Genomic DNA, 21,813 nt, shown 5'->3' on the forward strand with positions numbered 1-21,813 from the left:
GGACGCCGGTGGCCAGGGCTGACGACGGTGCGTCCGGCGGAGGCGGTCAGAGCGCGGCGTAGCCCGGGCGGACGACCTCGTCGATCAGTCGCTGCCGCTCCGGCAGCGGCAGGAAGGCGGCGTCCAGAGCGGCGACCGTGAACTCCTCGAACACCTCGGGGCCGTAGCCGAAGGCGTCCACCATGTGCTGGAACTCCTCGCTCATGGTGGTGCCGGAGACCAGGCGGTTGTCGGTGTTGAGCGTGATCCGGAAGCCGAGGCGGCGAAGCTCGTCGATCGGGTGCGAGGCGTAGTCCTTGGCGGCGCCCGTCTGGAGGTTCGAGGTCGGGCAGACCTCCAGGGCGATGCGGTTGTCCCGGACGTACGAGGCCAGGCGGCCCAGGGTGCCGTCCTCCGCGATGTCGTCCGTGATCCGCACGCCGTGGCCGATCCGCTCCGTGCCGCAGACCTGCACGGCCTCGTGGATCGACTCCGCGCCGACGGCCTCGCCCGCGTGGATCGTGAAGTGGCAGTTCTCCCGCTTCAGGTGCTGGAAGGCGGGGAGGTGGCGGGCCGGCGGGTTGCCGATCTCGCCACCGGCGATGTCGAAGCCCGCCACGCCGTTCTCCCGGTGCGCGACGGTGAGCTGCGCTATCTCCAGGGAACGGTCCGTGTGCCGCATGCCCGTGAGCAGCGTACGGACGGTGATCCGGCCGCCGGCGCGACGCTCGCCCTCGCGGAAGCCGTCGTTGACCGCCTCGACGACCTCGTCGAGGGTCAGCCCGCCCTCCAGGTGCTGTTCGGGGGCGTAGCGGATCTCGGCGTAGACGACACCGTCCGCCGCCAGGTCCTCGGCGCACTCGGCCGCGATGCGCTGCAGCGCGTCGCGGGTCTGCATCACCGCGCAGGTGTGGGCGAAGGTCTCCAGGTACCGCTCCAGCGATCCGGAGTCGGCGGCGTCCCGGAACCAGACCGCGAGCTCGGCCGGGTCCTCGGTCGGCAGCGCGGTGTAGCCGTGCTCCCGCGCCAGCTCGACGATCGTCGCGGGGCGCAGCCCGCCGTCGAGGTGGTCGTGGAGGACGGCCTTGGGGGCCCGGCGGATCCACTCGGAGACGGTGGCGGCGGCAGGCGTGGCAGGGTTGTCAGACAAGTGCATGGCGGGGAAGTGTACGCCACGACCGGGAGGGGTGCGGCGACGGCCGGGGTGAGCGGCTCCGGCACGGGGCCGGGGCGCGGTTTCGAAGAGTGCCGGGCCCAGTGCCGTACGAGGGCTGGAGCCCTTGCCGCACGAGGGCTGGAGCCCTTGCCGCACGGGGGCTGGAGTCCGTGCCGCACGAGGGCTGGGGCCCGTGCCGTACGGGTTGGGGCCCGTGCAACACGAGACCCCTTTCCGTCCCGCTCGGATCAGTGCGACTGGAGTACCGGCAGGGCCGGGGTCCCCGTCGGCAGCATGTGCTTGGCGGCCAGGATCGGGGTCTCGCCGATCCGTACGACCTGGGTGACCAGGACGGCCGGGGTGTCCGCCGGGCGTCCCAGCTGGTCCCCGCGCCGCCGGCCGAGCAGCGTCGCCGTGATGCCGCTGTGCGCGCTCAGCGCGGTCTCGCGCGAGGCGCCGAGGAGGACCGCGAGCATCGAGGAGGCGGCAGCTTCCGGTGCGCGCAGGGCGCGGGCGAACTCGGGGTGCACCCGGTCGAGCACGTCGTCCGCGGCCGCCCACTCGTGGCTCAGGGCCGCCGCCGTACCCTCCCCGGTCAGTACGGACTCCCAGAACCGGAGCTCGGCGCGGGCCGGGGCGAGCAGATGCTGCGTCGTGAAGTCGGTGGGCTCCTCCACCGTCCGCAGCAGCGCCCGCACGCGCAGCGGACCCCCCGAGCCGATCAGCTCCTCCAGCGGCTGGACGTGCTCGAAACCGCGGCGCGGCGGACGGTCGTTGACGGTCCGGCCGACCCCGCGGCGCACGGTCAGCAGCCCGTCCTCCTGGAGCAGCAGCAGCGCCTCGCGGAGAGCGGGCCGGCTCACGCCCAGTTCGGCGGCGAGCTTCGGCTCGGAAGGGAGCGTCGAACCCGGCGGGTAGGTGCCGTCGTGGACGGCGTCCGCGATCCGCTCGTACAGCGCCACGACCGGCCGACGCCGCTGTCCGCTGACCGCCACGGCCGCCTCCTCGTGTGGTTCCCGCCGGTGTTTCCACTGGTGTCCGGGACCACCGTAGTCGGCCCGCGTTGTCTGACAAGTCACCCGTACGGCTCTTCTCACCGTCCCGGTAAGGCCCCGCTCACCCCATTCTGGTCCCACGGCTCGTCCCGCGGCACGGGCCGGGTAGGACCGACGGCACGACGGAGGAGAGGGCCGGGCATGAGTCCCAAGGACACGGCAGGGGCGTCCCGCGCGAGCGGGGGGTCCCGGTTCAGCGAGGCCTTCACCCCGGGCCGGATCGCGATGACGGTGGTCGCCGTCCTCACGCTGGTCTTCATCTTCGAGAACACCCGGGAGGTCAGGATCCGGATCCTGATTCCCGAGGTGTCCATGCCGCTCTATCTGGCGCTCCTCGCGACCGCCGTCCTCGGCGCAGGCTGCGGCTACTACGCCGCGGCCCGGAGGCAGAAGTGAGGCGGGCCGCCGTCGTGGGCGCGACCGCCGTCATCGCGCTCGCGGCCGTCGCCGTCTCCTCGGCCGAGGAACCCGCCGTGCCGGGCGACGAGTCCCGGCCGCGGTCGATGCCGGACCTGTTGGGCGTACCGCTGTGGCGGGTCTTCACCCGGCTCGACCGCAGGACCCGCCTGGACGTCCATGACGCGAGCGGACGCGACCGGCGGGTGCTGTGGCCGCCGAACTGGAGGGTGTGCACGCAGTACCCGGCGGCCGGCGCGGACCTCGACCGGCGGACCGCCGTCACGATCGGGGCCGTACGGAAGGGCGAGACCTGCCCGCCCCGCGTCCGGACCGCCCGCCGCTGACCTCACGCGAGGCGCCGTGACGGGCATCGCGCCTGGTCAGGAGGTAGATCAGCGCTGCCGCCACCTGCACGAGGGCGATGCCGGCCAGGTACTCGCGCGCCGTGCCGGCCGTGGCCGCTCCGGCGAGGGCTGCACCGGCAGCGGCGGCGGACATCTTCAGTCCGGCCCCGGTGGTGAACACCTGCGTGCGCCACCGGGCGGGGGAGTGATCGGCGCGGAGACGGAGGGTCACGGTCAGGACGAGCCCGTCGAACGCGCCGGCCACGGCGAAGCAGGCCGCCGCGACGGGGACGGAGGGCGCGCCCGCCGCTGCGGCGAGCCCCGCGGCCGTACCGAGCAGTCCGGCGACGGCCAGTCGCTGCGGGGCGAGCGTGGGCCGCAGCCGGGCGAGGCCCAGCGTCCCGGCCAGGGCGCCGACCGCGAACGCGGTCATCAGCAGGCCGCCGGCTCCCGCGCTGCCCAGGTGGGTGGCGAGCAGGACGCCGGTCGTGGTGAGGGCGCCGATGCCGGTGAAGGCCAGGCAGGTGGCGGCGGTGACGGCGCGCAGTTCGCGTTCCCGCCACACCGTCTTCAGGCCGTCGGCCAGGTCCCGGTGAAGTCGGGTCGGCGCCGCCTGCGCGTCCTCGGCGCCGACGCGCAGCGGGAGCAGCGCCGTGAGCGCGCAGGCGCAGGCCGCGGCCGCCGAAAGGACGAGCAGCGCCGCCACCGGGGAGACGGCCGAGGCGAGGACCCCGGCGGTGCCGGGGCCGGCGACGGCGGCGGCGTTGTAGATCACGGCGTCCCAGGCGTAGGCGCGGTCCCGCTCCCCGCCGGCCGGCACCAGCCGGGCGACGAGGCTGGAGAGCCCGCCGGAGACGATCGGTCCGCAGCAGCCCCCGGCCGCCGCGACGGCGAGGACCAGGGCGAGGGGCAGGCGTCCGACGCCGAACGCCACCGCGGAGATCGCCAGGGCGAAGCCGCCGAGCGCGCCGCAGTAGAAGAGCCGGGGCCGGCGTGCGCGTTCCGCCATGGCGCCGGCCAGGGGAGCCGCGAGGACATGAGGAGCCGTCCAGGCCGTCAGGACGAACGCCCCCTGCGCCGCGCTGCCCGTGCGGGCCACGGCCAGCATGACCACGGCCACGGCCGTGCCCTCGTCGGCCAGTCGCGCGACGAACGCGGTCAGCAGGTAGCGCGGTACTCCCCGTCGTTCACGCGATCGTTCATGTGGCCGTCCACCCGATCGTTCCGACATCCGACCCCCGCCTCGTAACGCCTTATGATGAGAAGACGTTACCGTCGGAGTCGTGACACAGGGAGCGCAGACGTGAGAACCCGGGGATTCCAGGCCGCCCAGCGCCTGATCGACTTCGCCAACGCCGTACGGACCCACCCCGACCTGCCCCGCGAAGTGGCGGTGCCGCTCCTGGCGAGCCACGGCGAGAGCCCGCAGGACCTGACCGAGACGGCGCTCTCCGACGCGGACCTGCGGGAACTGCGGGACGCCGTCTCGAAGATCACCGGCATCCTCACCGAGACCGACACCGACCGGGCGGCCGCCGCCCTCAACGCGACCCTGGCCGACCACGCCGCCGCTCCCCGCCTGTCCCGGCACGACGGCCACCCCTGGCACCTGCACGTCGACCGCCACGACGCCGGATGGGCCGACTGGTTCCTGGCCTCCAGCGCCCTGGCCCTCGCCCAGATCCTCACCGAGCACGGCCGCGCCACCTGGGGCGAATGCGCCGCCCCCGGCTGCCACAGGCTCTACCTCGGCACCGGCCCCGGCAGCCCGCGCCGCTACTGCTCCACCACCTGCGCCTCACGCGTCCGGGTCGCCGAACACCGCCGCCGCAGACAGGGCTGAACCGCTCAGTGGTGCAGGCCGTGCGTGTCTTCGCGGCGGGCCCTGTACAACACGCACCGGCGCAGCGGCCCCTCGGGCACGCTCGGATCGTCGAAGTCATCGGCCGGGTCCCGGGTCATGCCGATCCGGCGCATCACCGCCCGGGAGCGAAGGTTGTGGACCGTCGTCGTCGCGATGATCTCCGACAGCCCGACGGTCCCGAAACCGAAGGCCCGGCAGGCCAGCGCGGCCTCGGTCGCATATCCGTGACCCCACGCCGGGCGGGCCAGCCGCCACCCGATGTCCACGCCCGCGAACGGCATGCTCTCGTCCACCACGTCCAGGCCCGCGCGGCCGAGGAACTCGCCGGTCTCGCGCGATTCCAGCGCCCACCACCCAAAACCGCGCGCGTCGAACTCCGCCCGCATGTGCGTCACCGTCGCATCGCTCTGCTCCCGGGTCAGCAACTCGCCCAGGTATCTCCGGACTTCGGGGTCGGCGTTCATCGCCGCCCACGGTTCGAGGTCGGACTCCCGCCACCGGCGGAGCAGAAGACGATCGGTACGCAGCTCGGGCATGCGGCCGAGTCAACGCGATCGGCAGCGGAGTGTCGATCGGATATGCCCCGGCGCCGACCCCGTCGCGCGTCCTAGGGGGTGTCGTCACATTCCCGTCTGCCCCGCGGCGTTCCCCCAGCTGCCGCTGGGAGGTGCCCCCAGGCACGCACTCTCGCCGCACCGGGCGAAAGCCCACGTACGTCCAGTACGTGGGCTTCCACCCGGCACGCCGAGAGCACGCACCAGGCGCCGCGGGGCCGCCCTTCGGGCGACGACGGGAATGTGACGACACCCCCTAGTCTGGCTCCATGCCCGACGATCTTGGCCGATACCTCACCGCCGGGCCCCGCGTGGGCCTGCGCCCCTTCTCGCCGGACGACGCCGAGGAGTTCACCGCCCGTGCCCGCGAGAGCAGGGAACTCCACCGGCCCTGGCTCTTCCCGCCGTCCACCCCCGAGGCGTACGCCACCTACGCGGGCGCGCTCATCGAGGACCCGGCGCGCGCCGGATTCCTGGTGTGCGAGCACGCCCAAGGGGTGGCCGGCGGGCGGATCGCCGGCTTCGTCAACATCAACAACATCGTCCACGGAGCCTTCCGCAGCGGCGCCCTCGGCTACGGAGCCTTCGCGCACGCCGCCGGCCGCGGACTGTTCACCGAGGCCCTCGGGCTGCTCCTGGCGTACGCCTTCGGGCCCCTGGAGCTGCACCGCCTGGAGGCGAACATCCAGCCCGGCAACACCGCCTCCCGTGCGCTCGTCCAGCGCACGGGCTTCCGCCTGGAGGGCTTCTCGCCCGCGATGCTGTTCATCGACGGAGCCTGGCGGGACCACGAGCGCTGGGCGGTCACCGCTCCGTCATAGGTGAGCGAACCCCTGGTCAGGACCGGCCCCGGCGTGTTCCATGGGTGGATGACGACCGTGCGACGTGCCGTACTGACGCTGCCCGCGGCCCCGTTGGGCCCGGACAGCCCCCTGCCCGCCCTGCGGACCCACCACGGGACCCACGCGGTCGACGAACAGACCCTCGCCGAACTCCCGCGCGACATGGCCCGGGGCATCGGACACGCACCCCTGCGCAGCCTGCTGCCCGCCCCCGTGCGGGACGGTTACGGGCGCGAACGCACCCCCACCGACCTCGACGCGATCGTGATCGAGAACGACCGGATCCGGGCCACCGTGCTCCCGGGGCTCGGCGGCCGCGTCCACTCCCTGTTCCACAAGGCCGGCGGACGCGAACTCCTCTACCGCAACCCGGTGATCCAGCCGGCCGCCTTCGCCCTCAACGGGGCCTGGTTCTCCGGCGGCATCGAGTGGAACATCGGAGCCACCGGCCACACCACCCTCTCCTGCTCGCCCCTGCACGCGGCCGTCGTCCGCGCGCCCGACGGCGGCCGGATGCTCCGGCTGTGGGAGTGGGAGCGCCTGCGGGACCTGCCCTTCCAGGTCGACCTGTGGCTCCCGGACGGCTCCGACTTCCTCCATGTCGGCGTCCGCATCCGCAACCCCCACGAGCGGCCCGCCCCCGTCTACTGGTGGTCCAACACCGCCGTACCGGAGGACCGCCGCGTCATCGCGCCCGCCGACGCCGCCTGGCACCACGGCTACGAACGCTCGCTGCGCCGCCTGCCCTTCCCCGTCCCCGAGAGCGGTGGCGGCACCGACCGCTCGTACCCGCTGAACGGGGACCACGCGGCCGACTGGTTCTACGACCTGCCTGACGGGCAGCGCCGCTGGATCGCCGCCCTCGATGCCGACGGCACCGGCCTCGTCCAGACCTCCACCGATCCGCTGCGCGGACGCAAGCTCTTCCTGTGGGGCCGCGAGCGCGGCGGCCGGCGCTGGCAGGAGTGGCTCACCGAGCCCGGCACCCCCGGCTACGCCGAGATCCAGGCCGGCCTCGCCCGCACCCAGCTGGAGCACCTGGAGCTGCCCGGCGGCGGGGAGTTCAGCTGGCTTGAGGCGTACGGACCGCTCGCCGCCGACCCCGCCGCGGCGCTCGGCGACGACTGGGGCGCGGCCCGCGAGGCCGTCGAGGGCGGCCTCGCCGAAGCGCTCCCGCGCGCCGCGGTCGACACGGCCTACACGGCCTGGCGCGAGCAGGCCGCCGACTCCGGGCCCGAGACCGTCCTCGCTGTCGGCTCCGGCTGGGGAGCCCTCGAAGTCCTGCGCGGACACTTCGAGTTGCCCGGCACGCCCTTCCCCGAGTCGACGCTCGGGCCCGAGCAGGAGCCCTGGCGCGCACTGCTGGACACCGGAGTCCTGCCGGCCCCCGAGAAGGGAGCCGCGCCCGGCGCGCCGCTGGTCTCGTCGCCCTGGCGGGACATGCTGGAGACCGCCCCGGCCGACCCCTCCACCGAGTACCACCTCGGCATCGCCCAGTGGCACGCCGGAGACCGCGCCCAGGCCGTACGGAGCTGGGAACGCGGACTGCGCGAGGCCGCCGTCCGCTGGCCGTTGCTCCGCTGCCTCGCCGTCGCCGACCGGGAGGACGGACACCCGGCCCGCGCCGCCGAACGGTTCGCGGAGGCCTTCACCGACCACACCGACCACACCGACCAGGCGGACCGGGCCGCCGAGGACGAGGTGGTGAGCGCCGCGCTCGGCCGCGAGGCCGTCACCGCGCTGCTCGCCGCCGGACGCGCGGGCAGGGCACGCGAGACATGGAAACGGCTCCCGGAAGAGGCCCGGGGAAGGGGCGCCTTCCGGCTCCTGGAGGCGCGGCTGCTCCTCGCCGAGGGCAGAAAGGACGAGGCCCGCGCCGTCTTCGGCGCGGGCTTCGAGGTCGCGGACCTGCGCGAGGGAGTCGAGATCCTCGGCGAGGTCTGGGCGGAGATCACCGACGAACCACTGCCGTACGCCTATGAGTTCAGGATGCGACCGAGCTGACGGACGGCTGCGGACGGCTCGTCTCCGGTGGGCGGTCGGGCGGTCAGGACACCCGGCACAGGATCTCGCCGTGCGGGACCATGAACCAGGCGTCCTCCTGCGCGCCCCACTCCCGCCAGGCCTCCCCGATCGCCTTCAGCTCGGCCTCGGTCGAGTGGCCGCCCTTGACGGCCAGTTCGGCGTAGACGGAGGCGGTCGTGCGGTCCGCCCACAGGCCGCTCCACCAGGCGCGCTCCTCGGGCGTGGCGAAGCACCAGGTCGCCGCGGTCGTCGTGACGGCGGTGAACCCCGCCTCCCGGGCCCAGGAGAACAGCCGACGCCCGGCGTCGGGTTCGCCGCCGTTCGCCCGTGCGACACGGTGGTACAGGTCCAACCAGCCGTCCAACGCCGGGCGTTCGGGGAACCAGGCGAAGGCCCCGTAGTCGCTGTCTCGGGCCGCGACGACTCCGCCCGGCCTGCACACCCGCCGCATCTCGCGCAGGGCCTGGACCGGGTCTCCGACGTGCTGCAACACCTGGTGGGCGTGGACGACGTCGAAGGAGTCGTCGGGGAAGTCCAGGGCGTGTACGTCCGCCACCGCGAACTCGACGTTCTCCAGGCCGCGTTCGGCGGCCACCGCGCGGGCCTTGTCCAGGACGTCCTCGGCGGCGTCGACGGCGGTCACCCGGCCGGGCGCCACCAGCGCCGCCAGATCCGCCGTGATCGTGCCCGGGCCGCAGCCCACGTCCAGGACGTCCAGCCCCGCCCGCAGCTCGGGCAGCAGGTAGGCGGCGGAGTTGGCGGCGGTCCGCCAGTTGTGCGAACGCAGGACGGACTCGTGGTGGCCGTGGGTGTAGACAGCGGTCTCGTGGGCCGCGGACGAGGCGGAGGCATGCGTCATGGAAGTGACTCCCTCGGTGTGGGTGCGTGCCCTCACCGTACGCACCCACGCCGAATAGTGAGACCCTCGTCTTGAGATGTGGACAGCCGCTCAGCCGAACAGCGCCCGGCGGTACCGGAGTTCCTCGAGCTCCCGACCGCCCGTGACCTCGCGGACGGCCGTGCCGTCCGGTCGCCAGCCGGCCGCCTCGTAGAAGCGTCGGCCCCGCGTGTTCCCGGCGAGCACCCACAGTGCGGCGGTCCGGAATCCGGCCGTCACGAGCACCTCCGTGGACGCGGCGAGCAGCGACCGCCCGACGCCCGTGCCCCACGCCTCCGGCAGGGCGTACAGCGCCGCCAGTTCGGCGGTGGAGACGGGGTCGAACGCACGGGACGCACCGGCGGTGCCGACGGCACCGGCCGTCCTGGCCACATCGGTCGCACCGGCCGCTTCAGCCTCCGCGGGCTCCTCGTCCGGCCAGGCCCTGAGGCAGGAGAAGGCCACGACCCGCCCGTCGGGCTCCGTCGCCAGGAGCACCGTGGGCCGGTCGGGCGCGGTCAGCCGGTCGTGCCAGACGGACGCCCGCTCCTCCGGGTCCAGCGAGGCCAGGTACGGCCCGGGGAGGAGATCGCGGTAGGCGGCCCGCCAGGACAGGACGTGCACGGAGGCGACGTCCGCCGCGTCCTCGGGAAGCGCCTCGCGTATCGATGGGGTCGCGCCGTTCGATGTCGTCATGCCGCATTCTCCGCCGGGGAGACCGAGCGCCGCTGCCGTATTTCCCGGACCCGGGTCCGGGCGGACGGATCCATGGGTGACGGCACCCGGGTTCGGCGTCCACTCCACCTGCGGGCGGCCGCGCGACCTGCCCTCCGTCACCCGAACGGCCCTGATCGAGCACACCGGAAACGGCCGCAGCTCACTCGTACGCCACCCGGTCACCGTCGCCCGAGCGGGGTGGTCGTCCCGGCGCCCCACCCGGCTCGCCCCGGCAACCGAAGCGACTCCTGGAGCGGCGAAACCGCCTGGATCTTCGTATAAAGGGCTCGGGGTGCCGTTCCCGGTGCCCCGTGCGCTCAGGAGGTACGGGACATGCCCCACGCGGCTCCGGAAGGCCGAGGGCCGGTGCGCTACGGCCCTCCCGCGCCCGACGCGGGCCTGCCCGTCCTTCCCGGGCTCGCCGCCCTCCTCGCCGCGGCGGCGGGACGCGCCGCCCCCGAACCGCCCGGCGGCGGCCCCGTCCTGCGGGAGGCCGCGGCCGGCTACTGGTGGCGGCGCGGCCTGCGGACGCACGCCGAGGACGTCGTGGCGGCCCCGGGAGCCCCCGCCCTGCTCCTCGCCCTGATCGCCGCGCACGGCGGAGACCTCCTGCTGCCCCGCCCCTGCCCCGCCTGGTGGGCTCCGCAGGCCCGCCTCCTCGGCCGCCCCGCCTACCACGTACCCACCCCCGCCGAATGCGGTGGCGTCCCCGATCCGTACGCCCTCCTGGAGACCGTCCGGAGAGTGCGGGCCGAGGGCGGCGACCCCCGGGTCCTGCTGCTCTCCGTCGCCGACGATCCCACCGCCACCGTCGCCCCGCCCGAGATCGTGCGCGAGGCCTGCGAGGCCGCCGTCGCCGAGGGCCTCCACGTCATCAGCGACGAGACCTGGCGCGACACCCTCCACCACCCGCACGACACCGTGCTCCTCAGCCCCGCCGAGATGTGCCCGGACGACGTCACCGTCCTCGGCGACCTCGGCGGCGCCCCCCTCACCCCGGCCGCCTGGCCCTGCGCCGTCGCCCGCTTCCCGCCCACCGACCCGTCCCGCGCCGACCGCTGGACCGATCGCAGGGCCCGCGCCCTCGACGTCCTCACCGCCCTCGGCGCCGTCGTCCCCGGTCCCGTCGCCCCCGCCGCCGCGCACGCCCTCGACGAACCCGAGGACGTGACCGTGCCGGCCCGGCGCGCCGCCGCCGTCCACGGCCGGCTCGCCGCCGCCGCGCACCGCACCGCCCTGGCCGCCGGAGCCCTCTCCCGGCCTCCGCAGGCCGGTCGCCATCTGTACGTGGACCTCGGCAGGTTGAGGTCCGGACTCGCCGCCCGGGGCGTCACCGACTCCCTGGAGCTGGAGAGCCACCTGACCGCGCGACTCGGCGCCCCCGTCCCCGGCGGGCACAGATTCGGGGACGAACTCGGCGCCCTGCGCGTCCGGTTCGGCACCAAGATGTTCCTCGGCGCCACCGAGGAGGAGCGCGCCGAGACCCTCGGGTCCCGGAACCCCGAGGAACTCCCGCACGTGACGGGCGCGTTGACGGACTTCGGAGGAGCCCTGGAGGAGCTCAGGTGACCCGCCCCGGACATCCGGCCCGGCCAGGCCCCCCGCTCCAGTCCGGACGTCCGGCCCGGCTGGGACACCCCCTCCAGTCCGGACACCCGGCCCGGCCAGGCCCCCCGCTCCAGCCCGGACGTCCGGCCCGGCTGGGACACCCCCTCCAGTCCGGACACCCGGCCCGGCCAGGCCCCCCGCTCCAGTCCGGACACCCCGCCCACCCCGTACGAGCCGCGACGCAGGACGGAGCCCGCAGATGACCGAACGGACGGCACGCCCCGCCCGGGCCGCCGAGGCCCCGTACCCCGCCGCCCCCGCTCAGCCCCCCACCACAGCCCCGGTACCCACGGCCCCGGCACCCACGGCCCCGGCACCCGCAGCCCCGGCACCCACAGCCCCGGCATCCACCACAGCCCCGGCACCCCCCACGACCCCCGCCCCGTCGCCCACCCCCGTGCTCCAGCCGGTCGGCCGGCTGCGCGCGGACTGGCCCCGGACCTTCGTCGACCGGCTCACCGCTCCCCTCCCCGGCGTCCGCGCCCTGGCGCGGCTGGCCCGCGAGGGAGCCGTCCGTCCCCGCCCCGAAGGCCTCCGCGACATCCCCCTGCTCCCTTTTGAGCCGGGTCCGCTGCCGCCCGCCGGGCCCGACACCCTCGCCGTCACCTGGGCGGGCCACGCCAGTTGGATCCTGCGCCTCGGCGGACTCACCGTCCTCACCGACCCCGTCTGGTCCCGCCGGATCTTCGGCACCCCGGCCCGGCTCACCCCGGTCGGCGTCCGCTGGGAGGACCTGCCACGCGTCGACGCCGTCGTCATCAGCCACAACCACTTCGACCACCTCGACGCCCCCACCCTCCGCCGACTTCCCCGCCGCACACCGGTGTTCGTCCCCGCAGGCCTCGGACGTTGGTTCTCCCGCAGGGGGTTCGGCCGGGTGACCGAGCTCGACTGGTGGGAGGCGGCCGAACTCGACGGCGTGCGCTTCGACTTCGTCCCCGCCCACCACTGGTCCAAGCGCACTCTCCTGGACACCTGCCGCTCCCTGTGGGGCGGCTGGGTGCTCACCGACCCGTCGGGCCGCCGGATCCACTTCGCGGGGGACACCGGGTACGGCCACTGGTTCGCCGAGATCGGCCGCCGCTTCCCCGGCATCGACCTTTCCCTGCTCCCGATCGGGGCCTACGCCCCCCGCTGGTGGCTCAGCGACGTCCACACGGACCCCGAGGAGGCCGTCCGCGCCCACCAGGACCTGGGCGCACGGAGGATGGCCCCCATGCACTGGGCCACCTTCGTCCTCTCCGCGGAACCCGTCCTGGAACCCCTCACCCGCGTCAGGGCCGCCTGGGAGAAGGCGGGACTGCCCCGCGAGGACCTGTGGGACCTCCCGATCGGCGCCTCACGGGTGCTCACTCCCTGAAGTGCCCGAGGCCCCATGCGTACGCGAGGGCCGCACCCGCCGCCACAGCGCCGGCAGCGCGCTGATCAGCACCGTCAGACCCACTGCCGCCACGACCCCCTGCCACGGCTCCGGGAAGAGTGAACCGCCCAGGATGCCGATCAGCTGGTACGTCGCCGCCCACGCGAGGCACGCCGCCATGTCCCCCCGCGCGAAACGCCGCAAAGGCATCTCCGCGAGCAGACACGCCAGCATCACCGGGATCCGCCCCGCCGGCACCAGCCGGGACAGCACGAGCACGGACACCTGATGCGTGTCCAGCCGTTCCTGCGCCTGCGCGAGCCGCTCCGGCGTCACCCGGCCCCGCAGTGCGGCCAGCCACCGCGAGCCGTTGCGGGAACGCACCCCGCGCTGCCCGAGCCAGTACAGCGCCAGGTCCCCCAGGAACGCGGCGAACGCCGCCACGAGGAAGACGAGGAGCAGCGCCACCGGCGAGCTCTGGTGGAAGGCGACCACCGCTGCCGAACTCACGATGGCACCCGTCGGCACGATCGGCACCAGAGCGCCCAGCGCCACGAGGAGGAACAGCGAGGGATAGCCGACCGCCTGCTGCGTCGACTCGGTCGGCAGCTCGCGCACCGCTCCGGCGACCCGCACCAGACCGTCGATCACCTGGCGACCTCCGGCCGCACCCGCTCGCCGTGGGCCAGCAGGTGCACCACCACCTTCGGGGCGAGCCGGGCCGCGTGGCGGACGAACTCGTCCCCCGGCGCGTGGAACTCGTGCGGCCGGACCCCGTCGAGCCCGATCGGCCAGTACGTGCCGTAGTGCACCGGCACCGCCGCCGCGGGCGACAGCGCGGCGAGCGCCTCGGCAGCCCGGCCCGCGTCGAGGTGCCCGTGCCCGAGGTACGGCCCCCAGCCGCCGACCGGCAGCAGTGCCACGTCCACCGGACCCACCGCCTCCGCCATCCCGTCGAACAGCCCGGTGTCCCCGGCGAAGTACGTCCGCGCCTCGCCCTCGACGACGTACCCGAGGGCGGGGGAGCGGTGCGGACCGACCGGCAGCCGCCGCCCGTCGTGGGCCGCCGGGACGGCCCGTACCGTCACGCCCTCGACCGTCACCGTGTCGCCCGGCTCCACCTCGGTCACCCGCAGCCCGTTCCCGTCGAGCCTGCGCAGCCCCGGTACGGCGGCCGGCGCCCCGCGCGGCACGACGATCCGGGTCCCGGGCGCGAGCCGGGCCAGCGAGGGCACGTGCAGATGGTCGGCGTGCAGGTGCGAGACGAGCACGGCCTCGGCGCGCGTGGCCTCGGGCGGCGGCGGGGCGCCGCGCCGCCGCCGCAGGTGCGCGAGCCGCCGCGCGAACAGCGGGTCGGTGAGGAAGCGGACCCCGGAGTCCTCGACCGTGCAGGTCGCGTGACCCCACCAGGTGACCTCCACCGGCATGCCGCCTTCCGTCTCCGCTCGTCGTCCCGGGGGCTCCGGCCGCCGCGCCCCGATGTCCGCGACCGTTCCGTACCTCCGTAACGAGGGTAAATGTCCGGAGCGTGCTCCGGAGGATGTTCGGCCGTGCCGATCCCCAGTAGGGTCGGTCCATGGACGACGTTCGGGTGGCGGCGATCGCCAGCCTCACCCCGCTCGAAGAGCTGGACAGCGACCCCTTCCTGGTGGACACGCGAGGCCAGCACGCGCTGTGCGCCCGCTGGGCCGTCGACAAGGGGTACGTGCTCGCCCGCCAACTCCTCTTCTACGGCATCCGTCCCGACCACGCGGCCCTGTGGCAGGACGTCGAGGACGGGGAGGTCGACCTCTTCGTCGCCGCCAACGATCGTGTCCTCGCCCGCGCGTTGACCTCGGTCTCCGGCTTCCGCGCCGAGTGCGAGCGCCGAGGCGTGCGGGTCGAGACCGTCGGCCTCGACGAACCGTCGTACGACACGGCGGCCAAGGCCGGAGTGCACCGGCGGCTCTCCATGCCCACCGCCGGATACGACGGCTGCTGACCCACGGGACGTTCCCCGCCCCACCCGGTCCGACCTGACACAGGACGGGGTCCGACCTGACACACCCCGGCCGTTCTCCGTCACCCGTTTTCCGCCTTGACCGTGGGCGTTGTGCCACGCTTGAGGCAGGAAACGGGCGAAAGGTGAACCGGGCGTGGGAGACGGGCGATGGGGTGGGGCCGGGCGCTGGCGGACCGCGGGCAGCGCGGTGATGCGGATGGTCGTGGTCTGGGCGGTGTCCACCCTCACCATGCTCGCCCTCGCCGGACTGCTCCCCGACTTCGAGCTCCAGTCCGCGGACGGCGACAGCATGACGCGGACGGCCGTCACCGCCGCCACCGCCGCGGGTGCCTTCGGTCTGCTCGGCGCGCTCGTGTGGCCCGTGGTCGTCCGCGCCCTCCTCCTCGTCCCTGCGCTCGTCCTCGGTCTGCTCGTCTTCTTCCTCAACGGCTCGCTGCTGCTCGTCGCGCTCTGGCTGATCCCCGACGGGCGCGGCGCCGCCGACCCCGAGACCGCCGTCGTGGTCGCCGCCGTCATGTCCGCCGTCGCCTCCGCGACCGCCACTGCCCTCGCCGTCCGCGACGACGACGCCTACCGCCGCCGCCTCTACCGCCTCACCGGCCGCACCCGCCCCCGCGACCCCGCGGACTCGCCTGAGGCCGCCCCCGGCACCGTCTTCCTCCAGCTCGACGGCGTCGGCCACCACGTCCTGCGCACCGCCGTCGCCGACGGGCTCATGCCGACCGTCGCCGGCTGGCTCGACACCGGCCACCACCTCACCCCCTGGCGGACCGACTGGTCCAGCCAGACCGGCGCCAGCCAGCTCGGCATCCTGCACGGCTCCAACGAGGACGTGCCCGCCTTCCGCTGGTACGAGAAGGACACCGGCCGGCTCATGGTCTCGAACCGCCCCGCGAGCGCCGTCGAGCTCCAGCGGCGGGCCGTGCGCCGCACCGGGGACGGCGGGCTGCTCACCCTCGACGGCGCCTCCCGCGGGAACCTCTTCAGCGGCGGCGCCGACCAGCTCGCCCTGGTCCTGTCGATGGCCGCGCGGCGCGGCAGCCGCAACCGCTCCCGGGCCGGCTACTTCGCGTACTTCTCCGACCCGGCCAACGCCGTCCGCACCGCCGGCTCGCTCGTCGCCGAGTGCGCCCGTGAGGTGTGCCAGTCGACCCGGGCGCTGCTGCGCCGCGACACCCCGAGGGTCTCGCGCGGCGGCACGTACCCCTTCGTCCGCGCCTTCGCGACGGTCGTCGAGCGGGACGTGGTGGTCGCCGCCGTGATGGGGGACATGCTGGCCGGGCGCACCGCGGTCTACGCCGACCTCGTCGCGTACGACGAGGTGGCCCACCACTCGGGGCCGCACGGCCGGGACACCGACCAGGTCCTGCGCCGCCTCGACCGCTCGATCGCGCTGATCGCGACCGTCGCCGAGCACGCGCCGCGCCCGTACCGGATCGTGCTCCTCTCCGACCACGGGCAGAGCCCGGGCGAGACCTTCGAGTCGGCGTACGGTCTCTCCCTCAAGGAGCTCGTGCGGGCCGGGTGCGGGCTGCCGGTGCCGCGCCGCGTCCGGCGCACCCGCAGCGGTTCGGAGGCGCGCGACGCGGCCAGGGACGCCTTGCGCAGCGCCCTGCACCGGCCGCTCGACGAGAACGGCGAGACCGCGCGCGAACTGCCCGCCAAGCCCTCCGAGCCGGTGGTCCTCGCCTCGGGCAACCTGGGGCTGATCTCCTTCCCCGACGTGCCGCACCGGATGACGCGCGAGGAGATCGACCGGCGCCACCCGGCTCTGCTGCGGACCCTCGCCCACCACCCGGGCGTCGGCTTCGTGCTCGTGGCGAGCGCCGAGCACGGCTCGCTCGTCCTCGCCCGCGACGGCGTGGAGGTGCCGGTCGCCGAGCTCGCCGACGAGGGGCCGCTGGCCGTCTTCGGCCGGGGCGCGGCGGACGCCGTGCGCCGCACGGACGGCTTCCCGCACGTCGCGGACGTCATGGTCAACTCGATGTACGACCCGGCGACGGGCACCGTGCACGCCTTCGAGGAGCAGATCGGCTCGCACGGCGGCCTCGGCGGCGAGCAGTCGCACCCCTTCCTGCTGTCGCCGCCGGAGCTGTCGCCGCCGGTCGGCACGGGGGAGGAGCTGGTCGGCGCGGAGCGGATCCACCGGGTGCTGCGCCGCTGGCTGCGCGAGTCCTCGGGCCCGCAGGTGCCGCTGGGGGTCTCCCCGCCCGTGGAAGTCGCTCCAGCCATGGAGGTTTCCCCACCCCTGGAGATTTCCCCGCCCACGAGCCGATCGGAATCACATCTTCCGGTTGATGACGGGGTCGTACAGGACAAAAGCCGCTGATTTGGACGCTTGTTCGTCGTTACCGGACGATGTCCGCGCTTGTACGACGGAAGGCGCACCACCCCATGAGCACGGCCACAACTCCACAGACCGGAACCGACCCCGGCCTCGCTCCGGCTCCCGACAGGCCCAGCCCGAGCCCGAGCCCGAGCCCGAGCCCGAGCCCGAGCACGGGCACGGGCACGAGCCCGAGCAGGCACGCCCGGCGCTTCGGACTCCCCGTCGCGACAGCCCTCGTCATGGGCAACATCATCGGCGGCGGAATCTTCCTGCTGCCCGCCTCCGTCGCCCCCTACGGCACGATCAGCCTCGTCGCCTTCGGCGTCCTCACCCTCGGCGCGATCGCCCTCGCCCTCGTCTTCGGCCGCCTCGCCCGGCGCCTCCCGATGACCGGCGGACCCTACGTCTACGCCCGCGAGGCCTTCGGCGACTTCGCCGGATTCCTCGCGGCCTGGTCGTACTGGATCACCACCTGGGTCTCCAACGCCGCCCTCGCCGTCGCCGCCGTCGGCTACCTCGACGTCCTGGTCCCCGTCCACGAGTCGAAGGCCGCCACCATCGCCGCCGCGCTCACCCTCCAGTGGCTCCCGGCCCTCGCCAACCTCGCCGGCACCCGGTACGTCGGCGCCGTGCAGCTCGTCGCCACCGTCCTCAAGTTCGTCCCGCTGCTGTTCGTCGCCGTCGGCGGACTGTTCTTCTTCGACAGCGCCAACCTCGGCCCCTTCCAGGCGAGCGAGGGAAGCGCCCTCGGCGCGGTCTCCGCCTCCGCCGCGATCCTGCTCTTCAGCTACCTCGGCGTCGAGTCCGCCGCCGTCAGCGCCGGAGAGGTCCGCGACCCCCGGCGCAACGTCGGCCGCGCCACCATCCTGGGCACCCTCGGCGCCGCCGTGATCTACCTCCTCGGCACGCTCTCCGTCTTCGGCACCGTCCCCCACGACCGGCTCGTCGACTCCTCCGCACCCTTCTCGGACGCCGTGAACGTCATGTTCGGCGGCTCCTGGGGCGGCGCCGCCATCGCCTGCATGGCGCTCGTCTCGATGGTCGGCGCGCTCAACGGCTGGACGCTGCTCAGCGCCCAGACCCCCTACGCGGCGGCCCGCGACGGACTCTTCCCGAAGGCCTTCGCCCACAAGCGGCGCGGCGTCCCCACGGTCGGCGTCGCCGTGACCGTCGTCCTCGCCTCCCTGCTCACCGTCTACAACTACACGGCGGGCACGCAGGGCGTCTTCGAGGTCCTCGTCCTCGTCACCACCTTCACCGCCACCGTCCCGTACCTCCTCTCCACCGCCGCCCAGATCCACTTCCTGCTCTCCGGACAGGCCGACCGGGTCCACCGCCCCCGGCTCGTCCGCGACGCGATCCTCGCCCTCGCCGCCTTCGGCTTCTCCCTCTGGCTCGTCGCCGGCTCCGGATACGCCGCCGTCTACCAGGGAGTCCTGTTCCTCTTCGTCGGAGTGCTCGTACACGCCTGGATGTCGGCCCGCAGGCGGCGCGCCGCGGCGGGCGCCGCGGTGGAGGCCGAGCCGGCGCCGTGACCGCCGGTGCGGTGAATCCGGGGGCCAGGGCGTAGGCCGCCCGGGCGGATCTCGGGCCGGGAGCGCCGTGCGCGGACCCGGGCGGGGCAGTACGGATCTCCGTGAGCCCCGTGCCCGAGCCGACCGCGACGCCCGCCACCCCGGCGGGCCGCCGGACGCGCCCCGCGCCGGGCGGACCCCGGTGGGTCGCGCTCCTGCTGATCCTCGCCACGCTCCTCGGGGCCGGCGCGGCGAACGCCCTCACCGGCGCCGTCGAGCTCCGCCCCGCGTCCGCCGCCCCCGCCCCGGCCCCCGACCAGGGTGGCGAGACCTTCGACCCGGCGGCGGCGGAAGCCGGGCTCCCCGGCCGGGCCAGGCGCCACCGCACGCGCGTCCGGCCCACCCCGCCGCGCCGCCGTCCCCGTACCGCCCGACGGCGCTCCCGTACCGCCGCCCCCGCTCCTGTATCCACCCCGCGTGGCGACGCGCTCCGGCGCGTGGTGATGCGCTGCTGAGAGGCCCGCACCTCCCGGCAAGCCCCCTACATCACCCCCCCCGCGAGGAGTTCCGCCATGCCCGTCGACCCGTACGCCGTCCTCCAGGCCCTGCTGCGCGCCGAGGCCTCCCGCGCCCAGCGCGCCGACCGCCGCTCCGCCGAGCCCGCCGAACCGGAACCCGCTCCGGTGACCGAGCCGCCCGCCCCCCGGGAGGACCGCACCCGCTGAACCACCGGACGCGGACCGACGCGGGCCCTGGCGGAAATACGGTTTGCGGACGGGTGTACGGACGTACGAGGCTGATCCGATGACCTCGACCGACCGGAACACCAGCCCCGATCGGTCCGCCGGACCCGCGTCCGGCCCGGGCCCCCACACCGCGACGACCACCGACACGGACACCGACGCCCGCACCGCCGGCACCGGCGCCCGCACCCCCCGAGCCGCCGGCACCAACGCCCGCACCGACCCCCGAGCCGCCGCCGGTACCGAGGTCCCTGCCGACCCCCGAGCCGCCGCCGGTACCGAAGCCCGTACCGACCCCGGCGCCCGCGCCGCCGCGCGCGCCGCCGACCGGCTCCTCGCCTTCGCGCGGCGCCCCTACTGGGACCGTCCCGACCCCGCGTACCGGATACGTCGCTGGCCCGACCTCACCGCCCTCCTCTTAGCCACCGTCTTCTTCTGGTCCAGCCTCACCCCCTCCCTCGTGCCCCGGCCCTGGTACCTCCAGGGCATCGTCGGCGGCATCACCGCCGCCATCGGCTACGCCCTCGGCTCCACCCTCGCCTGGCTCTTCCGGGCCCTCGTGCGCCGCCGCCCCGCCGAGCGGACCCGCACCCGCTGCTGGCAGGCGTACTGGCTGCTCAGCCCGGTCCTCGCCATCTGGCTCATCTCCGAGAGCGCCGGGATGCAGCGTCAGCTCCGGGTCCTCCAGGGCCTACCGCCCACCCTCACCTGGCACACGCCGATGATCGCGCTGATCGCCCTCGGCCTCCTTCTCACGGCCCTCCTCGTCGCCCGGTCCGTCCGGCTCGGAGCCGTCACCCTGATCCGGCTCCTCGGCCGCCTCCTGCCGCGCCCCGTCGCCTACGCCGTCGGCGCGGCCCTCTCCGCCCTCGTCGTCCTCGTCGGTATCCGAGACGTCGTCTTCGACCGGGGCGTGGTCGACCTCGCCGACCGCATCGCCGAGGCCACCAACGACGGCACCAAGGACGGCATCCGGCGCCCCGCCTCCCGCCACGTCACCGGCGGCCCCGGCTCCCTCGTCCCCTGGCGGGACCTCGGCTACCAGGGCCGCAACTTCACCGGCTCCACACCCACCCGCGCCGCCCTCACCGCCTGGACCGGCCGGCCCGCCCACGAACCGGTCCGCGTCTACGTCCCCTCCGCGCTGCCCGCCGCCTTCACCGACGATCCGCCCTTCGCCGCCCAGGCCCGCCTCGCCGTCCGCGAACTCGAACGGACCGGTGCCTTCGACCGCGCCGTCCTCGCCGTCGCCGGGACCACCGGCACCGGCTGGATCGACCCGAACGTCACCGAGGCGCTGGAGTACATGTACGGCGGGGACACCGCGATCGTCGCCGTCCAGTACTCGTACCTCCCGAGCTGGGTCTCCTTCCTCGTCGACAAGGAGAAGGCCGGACAGGCCACCCGGGCCCTCCTCGACGCCGTCCGCGCCCGCCTCGACGCCCTCCCCGCCGACCGGCGGCCGAAGCTCGTCGTCACCGGCGAGAGCCTCGGCGCCTACGCCGTCGAAGCCTCCTTCGGCACCGCCGACGCGCTCCTCGCCGGAACCGACGGCGCCCTCCTGATGGGCCCGCCCCACTTCTCGCCGATCTCCCGGGAGATCCGCCGCGACCGCGACCCGGGCAGCCCCGTCTGGCGCCCCCAGTACCGCGGCGGCGCCCACATCCGCTTCGCCCAGTTCCCCCGTACCGACCTCGAACGCCCCGCCGTCGATTGGCGACGGCCGCGCGCGGTCTACCTGCAGAACGCCTCCGACCCCGTCGTCTGGTGGTCGCCCGAACTGCTCCTCGACCGCCCCGAATGGCTCGACGAACCGCTCGGCCCCGACGTCACCCCCGAGATCAGCTGGTTCCCCTTCGTCGCCTTCTGGCAGACCTCCGTCGACATGACCGTCTCCTACGGCGTCGACGCCCCGCACGGCCATCGGTACGGGGCCGGCGCCGTCGACGGCTGGGCGGCGGTCCTGCCGCCGCCCGACTGGACCGCCGCCGACACGACCCGCCTGCGCGCCTTCATCGGTCACCGCAGGGCCCCGTACTGAGTGGCCCGCCCCCGGCCGCCGAACTCAGCCCAGTACCGTGAACGCCCGTGTCGCCAGCGTCCTTTCGAGCCGTTCCCTCGGGGGGCCATGGGCCCCGGTCTGCCGACCACCCCGTCCGTCCGAGCCCGGCCGGCCGCAGCCTTGTCCGATCGGTTCGTCCAGGCGCGGCGAACCGTCACTTTCCTCCAACTGCCCGGCCCTGCCATGCCCGGTGGCCTACCGCCCGAGGAGGCGAATGTGTCTCCCGACTGGCACAATGCGCCGGTCGGGGACGATACTTAAAGAAGAGATTCCGCGTGCCGACCACCAGCATCGGGGTGATTCCGCCTCCGAGGCCGGCACCGTGGTCGTCGGTAGGCGCCGGGGTTCGGGATTCCGGCGCAGAAGCGCGATCGACCGGATTC

The 21,813-nt window shown here is 74.7% G+C and carries 21 protein-coding genes; 13 read left to right on the plus strand and 8 right to left on the minus strand.

The window, feature by feature from the left end:
* Positions 1-46 precede the first annotated feature (46 nt).
* Positions 47-1,135, minus strand: coding sequence for an adenosine deaminase (locus IE124_RS05750; protein ID WP_189505429.1), 1,089 nt, complete (start codon positions 1,133-1,135; stop codon positions 47-49).
* 248 nt (positions 1,136-1,383) lie between these two features.
* A complete protein-coding gene (locus tag IE124_RS05755; protein WP_189505431.1) occupies positions 1,384-2,130 on the minus strand; it encodes a GntR family transcriptional regulator in 747 nt (248 codons plus the stop codon).
* A gap of 201 nt (positions 2,131-2,331) precedes the next feature.
* Between IE124_RS05755 and IE124_RS05760 the strand changes: the two genes are divergently transcribed.
* Positions 2,332-2,586: a LapA family protein gene (locus tag IE124_RS05760; RefSeq protein ID WP_189505433.1), complete on the plus strand. Its 255-nt coding sequence runs from the start codon at positions 2,332-2,334 to the stop codon at positions 2,584-2,586.
* Positions 2,583-2,933: a hypothetical protein gene (locus IE124_RS05765; RefSeq protein WP_189505435.1), complete on the plus strand. Its 351-nt coding sequence runs from the start codon at positions 2,583-2,585 to the stop codon at positions 2,931-2,933. Before IE124_RS05760 ends, IE124_RS05765 begins: the two co-directional genes overlap by 4 nt.
* On the opposite strand, the gene IE124_RS05770 is transcribed toward IE124_RS05765, so the two are convergent.
* A complete protein-coding gene (locus IE124_RS05770; protein WP_189505437.1) occupies positions 2,869-4,164 on the minus strand; it encodes an MFS transporter in 1,296 nt (431 codons plus the stop codon). The two genes, IE124_RS05765 and IE124_RS05770, sit on opposite strands and share 65 nt — an antisense overlap.
* 27 nt (positions 4,165-4,191) lie before the next feature.
* Between IE124_RS05770 and IE124_RS05775 the strand changes: the two genes are divergently transcribed.
* On the plus strand, positions 4,192-4,776 hold the full coding sequence (locus IE124_RS05775; RefSeq protein WP_189505439.1) for a CGNR zinc finger domain-containing protein: 585 nt from the start codon (positions 4,192-4,194) through the stop codon (positions 4,774-4,776).
* Between the two features lie 5 nt (positions 4,777-4,781).
* On the opposite strand, the gene IE124_RS05780 is transcribed toward IE124_RS05775, so the two are convergent.
* Positions 4,782-5,333 (minus strand): GNAT family N-acetyltransferase, encoded by a 552-nt coding sequence (locus tag IE124_RS05780; RefSeq protein WP_189505441.1) that lies wholly within the window; start codon positions 5,331-5,333, stop codon positions 4,782-4,784.
* Between the two features lie 287 nt (positions 5,334-5,620).
* Here IE124_RS05780 and IE124_RS05785 point away from each other — a divergent pair, with 287 nt between their 5' ends.
* Both IE124_RS05785 and IE124_RS05790 read left to right on the plus strand, forming a co-directional pair.
* Positions 5,621-6,172, plus strand: coding sequence for a GNAT family N-acetyltransferase (locus IE124_RS05785; RefSeq protein WP_189505443.1), 552 nt, complete (start codon positions 5,621-5,623; stop codon positions 6,170-6,172).
* Between the two features lie 48 nt (positions 6,173-6,220).
* A complete protein-coding gene (locus IE124_RS05790; protein WP_189505445.1) occupies positions 6,221-8,197 on the plus strand; it encodes a DUF5107 domain-containing protein in 1,977 nt (658 codons plus the stop codon).
* A gap of 43 nt (positions 8,198-8,240) precedes the next feature.
* Here the strand turns inward: IE124_RS05790 and IE124_RS05795 are convergent, their stop codons facing one another.
* Both IE124_RS05795 and IE124_RS05800 read right to left on the minus strand, forming a co-directional pair.
* Positions 8,241-9,077 (minus strand): class I SAM-dependent methyltransferase, encoded by an 837-nt coding sequence (locus IE124_RS05795; RefSeq protein WP_189505448.1) that lies wholly within the window; start codon positions 9,075-9,077, stop codon positions 8,241-8,243.
* A gap of 90 nt (positions 9,078-9,167) precedes the next feature.
* The gene (locus IE124_RS05800) at positions 9,168-9,791 is read right to left on the minus strand and encodes a GNAT family N-acetyltransferase (RefSeq protein ID WP_189505450.1); all 624 of its coding nucleotides are present in this window, start codon (positions 9,789-9,791) and stop codon (positions 9,168-9,170) included.
* 354 nt (positions 9,792-10,145) lie between these two features.
* Between IE124_RS05800 and IE124_RS05805 the strand changes: the two genes are divergently transcribed.
* Complete coding sequence (locus IE124_RS05805) at positions 10,146-11,381, plus strand: aminotransferase class I/II-fold pyridoxal phosphate-dependent enzyme (RefSeq protein ID WP_189505451.1); 1,236 nt, start codon at positions 10,146-10,148, stop codon at positions 11,379-11,381.
* A 238-nt stretch (positions 11,382-11,619) separates the two neighbouring features.
* On the plus strand, positions 11,620-12,780 hold the full coding sequence (locus IE124_RS05810) for an MBL fold metallo-hydrolase (RefSeq protein ID WP_229832174.1): 1,161 nt from the start codon (positions 11,620-11,622) through the stop codon (positions 12,778-12,780).
* Here the strand turns inward: IE124_RS05810 and IE124_RS05815 are convergent.
* Positions 12,760-13,431: a DedA family protein gene (locus tag IE124_RS05815; protein ID WP_189505453.1), complete on the minus strand. Its 672-nt coding sequence runs from the start codon at positions 13,429-13,431 to the stop codon at positions 12,760-12,762. The two genes, IE124_RS05810 and IE124_RS05815, sit on opposite strands and share 21 nt — an antisense overlap.
* Entirely contained in the window at positions 13,428-14,207 is a 780-nt protein-coding gene (locus IE124_RS05820) for an MBL fold metallo-hydrolase (protein ID WP_189505455.1), read from the minus strand. The genes IE124_RS05815 and IE124_RS05820 overlap by 4 nt, the downstream gene beginning before the upstream one ends.
* Positions 14,208-14,356: 149 nt before the next feature.
* Here IE124_RS05820 and IE124_RS05825 point away from each other — a divergent pair, with 149 nt between their 5' ends.
* The 6 genes from IE124_RS05825 (at position 14,357) to IE124_RS05850 (ending at position 21,409) form a co-directional block, all read left to right on the plus strand.
* Positions 14,357-14,761, plus strand: coding sequence for a recombinase family protein (locus IE124_RS05825; RefSeq protein ID WP_189505457.1), 405 nt, complete (start codon positions 14,357-14,359; stop codon positions 14,759-14,761).
* 211 nt (positions 14,762-14,972) lie between these two features.
* Positions 14,973-17,111, plus strand: a complete 2,139-nt coding sequence (locus IE124_RS05830) for a phage holin family protein (protein WP_189505577.1) — start codon at positions 14,973-14,975, stop codon at positions 17,109-17,111.
* Positions 17,112-17,176: 65 nt separating this feature from the next.
* Positions 17,177-18,646, plus strand: coding sequence for an amino acid permease (locus IE124_RS05835; RefSeq protein WP_189505459.1), 1,470 nt, complete (start codon positions 17,177-17,179; stop codon positions 18,644-18,646).
* A 110-nt stretch (positions 18,647-18,756) separates the two neighbouring features.
* A complete protein-coding gene (locus IE124_RS05840) occupies positions 18,757-19,140 on the plus strand; it encodes a hypothetical protein (protein WP_229832176.1) in 384 nt (127 codons plus the stop codon).
* Between the two features lie 57 nt (positions 19,141-19,197).
* Positions 19,198-19,350 carry a hypothetical protein gene (locus IE124_RS05845; RefSeq protein ID WP_189505463.1) on the plus strand — a complete coding sequence of 51 codons (153 nt, stop codon included), beginning with the start codon at positions 19,198-19,200 and terminating at the stop codon, positions 19,348-19,350.
* 79 nt (positions 19,351-19,429) lie between these two features.
* Positions 19,430-21,409 (plus strand): alpha/beta hydrolase, encoded by a 1,980-nt coding sequence (locus IE124_RS05850; protein WP_189505465.1) that lies wholly within the window; start codon positions 19,430-19,432, stop codon positions 21,407-21,409.
* Positions 21,410-21,813 lie beyond the last annotated feature (404 nt).

It is taken from the genome of Streptomyces narbonensis, assembly GCF_014649015.1.
Classification (GTDB): Bacteria; Actinomycetota; Actinomycetes; order Streptomycetales; family Streptomycetaceae; genus Streptomyces; species Streptomyces narbonensis.

Excerpts from the sequence above, each read along its gene's own strand:
- IE124_RS05750 (WP_189505429.1), bottom strand. The coding sequence starts at position 1,135 with ATGCACTTGTCTGACAACCCTGCCACGCCTGCCGCCGCCACCGTCTCC.
- IE124_RS05770 (WP_189505437.1), bottom strand. The coding sequence starts at position 4,164 with ATGTCGGAACGATCGGGTGGACGGCCACATGAACGATCGCGTGAACGA.
- IE124_RS05795 (WP_189505448.1), bottom strand. The coding sequence starts at position 9,077 with ATGACGCATGCCTCCGCCTCGTCCGCGGCCCACGAGACCGCTGTCTAC.
- IE124_RS05800 (WP_189505450.1), bottom strand. The coding sequence starts at position 9,791 with ATGACGACATCGAACGGCGCGACCCCATCGATACGCGAGGCGCTTCCC.
- IE124_RS05825 (WP_189505457.1), top strand. The coding sequence starts at position 14,357 with ATGGACGACGTTCGGGTGGCGGCGATCGCCAGCCTCACCCCGCTCGAA.
- IE124_RS05835 (WP_189505459.1), top strand. The coding sequence starts at position 17,177 with ATGAGCACGGCCACAACTCCACAGACCGGAACCGACCCCGGCCTCGCT.
- IE124_RS05810 (WP_229832174.1), top strand. The coding sequence starts at position 11,620 with ATGACCGAACGGACGGCACGCCCCGCCCGGGCCGCCGAGGCCCCGTAC.
- IE124_RS05790 (WP_189505445.1), top strand. The coding sequence starts at position 6,221 with ATGACGACCGTGCGACGTGCCGTACTGACGCTGCCCGCGGCCCCGTTG.
- IE124_RS05785 (WP_189505443.1), top strand. The coding sequence starts at position 5,621 with ATGCCCGACGATCTTGGCCGATACCTCACCGCCGGGCCCCGCGTGGGC.
- IE124_RS05775 (WP_189505439.1), top strand. The coding sequence starts at position 4,192 with ATGAGAAGACGTTACCGTCGGAGTCGTGACACAGGGAGCGCAGACGTG.
- IE124_RS05845 (WP_189505463.1), top strand. The coding sequence starts at position 19,198 with ATGCCCGTCGACCCGTACGCCGTCCTCCAGGCCCTGCTGCGCGCCGAG.
- IE124_RS05830 (WP_189505577.1), top strand. The coding sequence starts at position 14,973 with ATGCGGATGGTCGTGGTCTGGGCGGTGTCCACCCTCACCATGCTCGCC.
- IE124_RS05820 (WP_189505455.1), bottom strand. The coding sequence starts at position 14,207 with ATGCCGGTGGAGGTCACCTGGTGGGGTCACGCGACCTGCACGGTCGAG.
- IE124_RS05780 (WP_189505441.1), bottom strand. The coding sequence starts at position 5,333 with ATGCCCGAGCTGCGTACCGATCGTCTTCTGCTCCGCCGGTGGCGGGAG.
- IE124_RS05850 (WP_189505465.1), top strand. The coding sequence starts at position 19,430 with ATGACCTCGACCGACCGGAACACCAGCCCCGATCGGTCCGCCGGACCC.
- IE124_RS05760 (WP_189505433.1), top strand. The coding sequence starts at position 2,332 with ATGAGTCCCAAGGACACGGCAGGGGCGTCCCGCGCGAGCGGGGGGTCC.
- IE124_RS05805 (WP_189505451.1), top strand. The coding sequence starts at position 10,146 with ATGCCCCACGCGGCTCCGGAAGGCCGAGGGCCGGTGCGCTACGGCCCT.